The organism is Shewanella sp. 5S214 (assembly GCF_041439795.1).
Taxonomy (GTDB): Bacteria; Pseudomonadota; Gammaproteobacteria; order Enterobacterales; family Shewanellaceae; genus Shewanella; species Shewanella vesiculosa.
Window position 1 is genome coordinate 1 of sequence record NZ_JBGOOV010000057.1, and the last position, 3,821, is coordinate 3,821.

A 3,821-nucleotide genomic window follows, 5' to 3' on the forward strand; every position below is an offset into this window, starting at 1 on the left:
GGGAGATCGGGTACTCAAGAGCATTACTCAATATCTGGCCACTAAGCTAAAACTGGTTGTTAATGAACAGAAAAGCCAAGTGGTTAAGGTAGGTCAAAGCAAGTTCCTAGGTTTTACATTTAACCGAGGAAAGATCCAGTGGCATGCTAAAACATTGCACATTTTCAAACAAAAGATGAGACGACTAACGAACCGAAATTGGGGCGTGAGTATGAGTTATCAGCTGTTTAAAGTGCGTCAATACATGCAAGGTTGGATCAACTACTTTGGCATCGCTAACGCTTATCAAGGGTGTATGGATTTAGACCATTGGATCCGTCGTCGTGTTCGTATGTGCTACTGGCGTCAGTGGAGAAAACCACGGACCAAGGTACAGAATTTACTTAAGCGTGGCGTCAGGATCCAAGCCGCTGTTGCTTGTGGGATCATAAGCAAGGGCCCTTGGCGTAGCTCTAAAACACCGGGGATACAGCAAGCGTTGAGTAATGAGTATCTGAAGAAAGCAGGATTATATTCACTAAGAGATGGATGGATCGCAGTTCATTATCCTAACCAGAAAGCTAGTTAGGGGTTCTAAATGAACCGCCCTGTGCGGAGCCGCATGCAGAGTCGTGTGGGGGATGGAGGCTAAATACCTCCGGCTACCCGATTAGTTGCAACAGCGTTAGAGATGATAGGTTAGATTATTTATAAATATTAATAATAACAATACCGCTAAAAAAGACTATAAAACTAAGTAACTGTATAACATTACTGGCAATAAATAACTTTTGGACTTCTTTAGGTACTTTATCTCTTTGTTTTAATCTATCACAACGTTTTGCCTGCCAATAAAATTGAAATATAAGTCCGTAACGTGAAACACCTAAAGTTGCTGAGAATATATTCAATGAAAACGAATAATAGTTATCATCAATAATATCCTCAACCATGGGTAGCCATTTTTTTTTTATAAAAAGAATAAGTAATACACTCGTAATAAGTAGGCATATTCCTGCACAAAACAAGATGAGTGATATTTGAGTTGTCAAACTTAAATTACTGAATATCAACGAATCATACTCTTTGATTTATAGATCTCTTCACCTAAATACTCTCCTCCAGAGCCCCCATACTTCCCACCGACAAAACCAGTACCAGCACCAACGACTAAAGAACACCAAAAGAGGCTGGTTCCTGCACTTGGTGCACCAAATATAATGTTACAGCCGCCATAAGCAACTAACCCACCCAAAGCCCCACCACCAATACTACCAGCAGCCTTCCCTGTTTGGGTATATTTCGATTTACTACATTGAGAATCATCACCAACGGTACAAGCTTTTTGAATGTTAGATACTGCATCAACACCTGTTAGCATAATTCCTAAATATCCTACACGTTTCAAATTACGTGACATTTCAGCTACTACTGCATAGTTCTTATGAAAGTTGGGTACAGTTGTGGCATTTGCAGGCTGCTTATTCCACTGATGAATGATGCTTTTACTGCTTAGTCCCAAATTACTGCGGATATCACCAGCCACAAGTTTTCCACCTAAACTTGGTTGTCCAAAACGACTTAATGCTGCATCCAATCTAGCAAATTGTATTTTACGTTGGGTGAAAAAATTCTTATTATGTAGGTTACCGCTTGATTTATAACTAGTAACATAGGTGCGCTCTATATCTTTCAAAATAGATTTAACTTGGGCTGTATGTGCATTCCACGCGGTATTGCTTACGCCTATCAATAAGCCGTTATAACTAGCAATATTTGAGAAAAACTCATATCTATTTACTAGCAATTGCTTTTCAGAGTTGCTCAATTTTAATAAAGTTAAATCAACTGCTTTAGCGACATTTAAAAATTCAGCTTCCTCAATTGTGCATTCTTGAGCATCTGCTGGAGATAGCAATACCACCTGTCCTACTTGAACAATTCCATTCTTAATATGGGAATTAACCATTTTAAAATGTTTGTAAGTATTCTCGGAGGGAGAGTTGTACATAATCATAATAAGTTGATCAACAGGCATCTGTTTTTCAACTAGATGTATTGCTTTATTTTGTGTACTAGGCGGTGCATCCATGTTTTAATCCTTTAATTTCCATTGTGATTTTATTGAATTCACAACAAAATCGCCTGAGATTGTACTCAATAAGTAACTGTTAATAAAGTAACATTTTCTAACTATCGACAAACTCCGAAAATAGTTTTATCGCAAGCAACTAACGAGCCTGTAGAATTACTCGTTTTAAAATTTATTTTGATTAATGCACCAACAATATCTGAGTTCCTATTTTGGTTCAATCGTTTAGTGGCTTCTAGATTATTACTTGAAATACAGAACTGTTGGGGTCTTTAGGGTGATTTCGAAGCGGGTTGGGAGCGCTTTTTGAGGTAAAAAAAGCTTACCCTTCTTAGTGCATCACGTGTTGCAGCTTTTCTATGTTGTGAACAAGGCAATACAGTTGCCACTGAGCATTAACTTTGACTTGGCCGCGTAAGGTCAATTTATTCATGCCTTTGTTAACGGTAATATTCCCGAACACAGGCTCAATGCAACCCAGTCGCTTGCTATACTGCCGTCGCCCCATTGGGCTGTCTATTTTCACTTTCATCTTGTCGGTGTAACTCAGTTTTTTTCGTGAATCATCATTTTTAAACTGCACCTGCCGCCCCGTTTTTATCGGCGGTTTTCGCATACATTGCTGTTGCAGCGGACAGATTTTGCAATCTTTTAAATAACCGCAGAATCGGGTGTATTCTTGATGATGGCTTTTAACATTGATGCCGCTTCGCCACATCTCATTCCCTGCCGGACATCGGCAGGTTTGCGTTGCTTCGTCATAATGAAAGTCATCAGAGGTAAAACATCGTGGCTTGCCGTTACATCGTTTTAATCTGCGCTTCTCTTGTTCGGTTTCGTAAGTTTCACTGTCTTTAAACAACGGGTTTCGTTTTCTAAATTGGTTATCTGCGATGTAGGTATCAAAGCCACTTTGCGCCATAAATGCCAGATTAGCTTCGCTGTTGAACCCGCTGTCTGCTGTGAATTTTATGGTGTGTTCGCTTGAGGATTTATCTGTATTGAGTTTATCCAGTTGTTGTTTTAATTGTGTGACTGCGGGCTGAAGCGTTTGTTGTTCACTGACCGAACCCCACGTTTGTGCTTGTAAGATAATTTGATGTTTATCATCGTTTATCGCAATACCATTGTAGCCTTGAATGGTGCCTTTGGATGTCGTCATCTTTGCGCTGTCAGGGTCGGTGATATTACTTTTGACAGGCTTGCCTTGACTGCCTATCTTTTGCGAGGAATGCCGTAATTTTATCCGCACTTTTATCCAACTTGTCTTTTTGCTTTAATTCTTGTGTGACGAGCTCTTCATTCAATCCATCTTGGGCTTGATGACGCTCAAGAATGCGTTTGCTTGCCCGCGCTAATTTCGTTTTTTTACGGCCGAGCTCATCGAGCGTACCGCTCCATTCTTTGCTCGCATTTGACTTTAACTTACAACCATCGATGGCAAACATGTTAAGACCTATCAAGTCCTCTTCGTCACAAATCATCAGCACTTGGGTAAACAGTGGCTCTATTTGTTCGTGCATTTTAGCCACAAAACTTGCTATAGATGTGTAATGGGGTTGAACGTCACCCGATACGCTCATGAACAAAATATTGTTTTCACACGCCTTAGCAATACGCCGACTACTTATTAAACCATGCGCATACCCGAGTAAAATAATCTTCAACATCACAGCCGATGAATACGCTGTGGCGCCCGTTTTATCATTGTGATACCAGGCATCAAACCCCGATAAATCGAGTTTGTTTT

General features: G+C 40.0%; 5 protein-coding genes. 1 reads left to right on the top strand and 4 read right to left on the bottom strand.

The features are described from left to right. A partial coding sequence (locus ACED29_RS20880) for a group II intron maturase-specific domain-containing protein (protein ID WP_371698644.1) occupies window positions 1–568 on the top strand: 568 nt, incomplete at its 5' end. Between the two features lie 115 nt (window positions 569–683). On the opposite strand, the gene ACED29_RS20885 is transcribed toward ACED29_RS20880, so the two are convergent. The 4 genes from ACED29_RS20885 to ACED29_RS20900 form a co-directional block, all read right to left on the bottom strand. Next, a complete protein-coding gene (locus ACED29_RS20885; RefSeq protein WP_351015779.1) occupies window positions 684–932 on the bottom strand; it encodes a hypothetical protein in 249 nt (82 codons plus the stop codon). A 116-nt stretch (window positions 933–1,048) separates the two neighbouring features. Then, window positions 1,049–2,071, bottom strand: coding sequence for a hypothetical protein (locus ACED29_RS20890; RefSeq protein ID WP_371698645.1), 1,023 nt, complete (start codon window positions 2,069–2,071; stop codon window positions 1,049–1,051). Window positions 2,072–2,402: 331 nt separating this feature from the next. After that, window positions 2,403–3,233: a transposase gene (locus ACED29_RS20895; protein WP_371698646.1), complete on the bottom strand. Its 831-nt coding sequence runs from the start codon at window positions 3,231–3,233 to the stop codon at window positions 2,403–2,405. 25 nt (window positions 3,234–3,258) lie between these two features. Further along, window positions 3,259–3,821 (bottom strand): transposase (locus ACED29_RS20900; protein ID WP_371698647.1); only part of this gene is annotated, 563 nt, incomplete at its 5' end.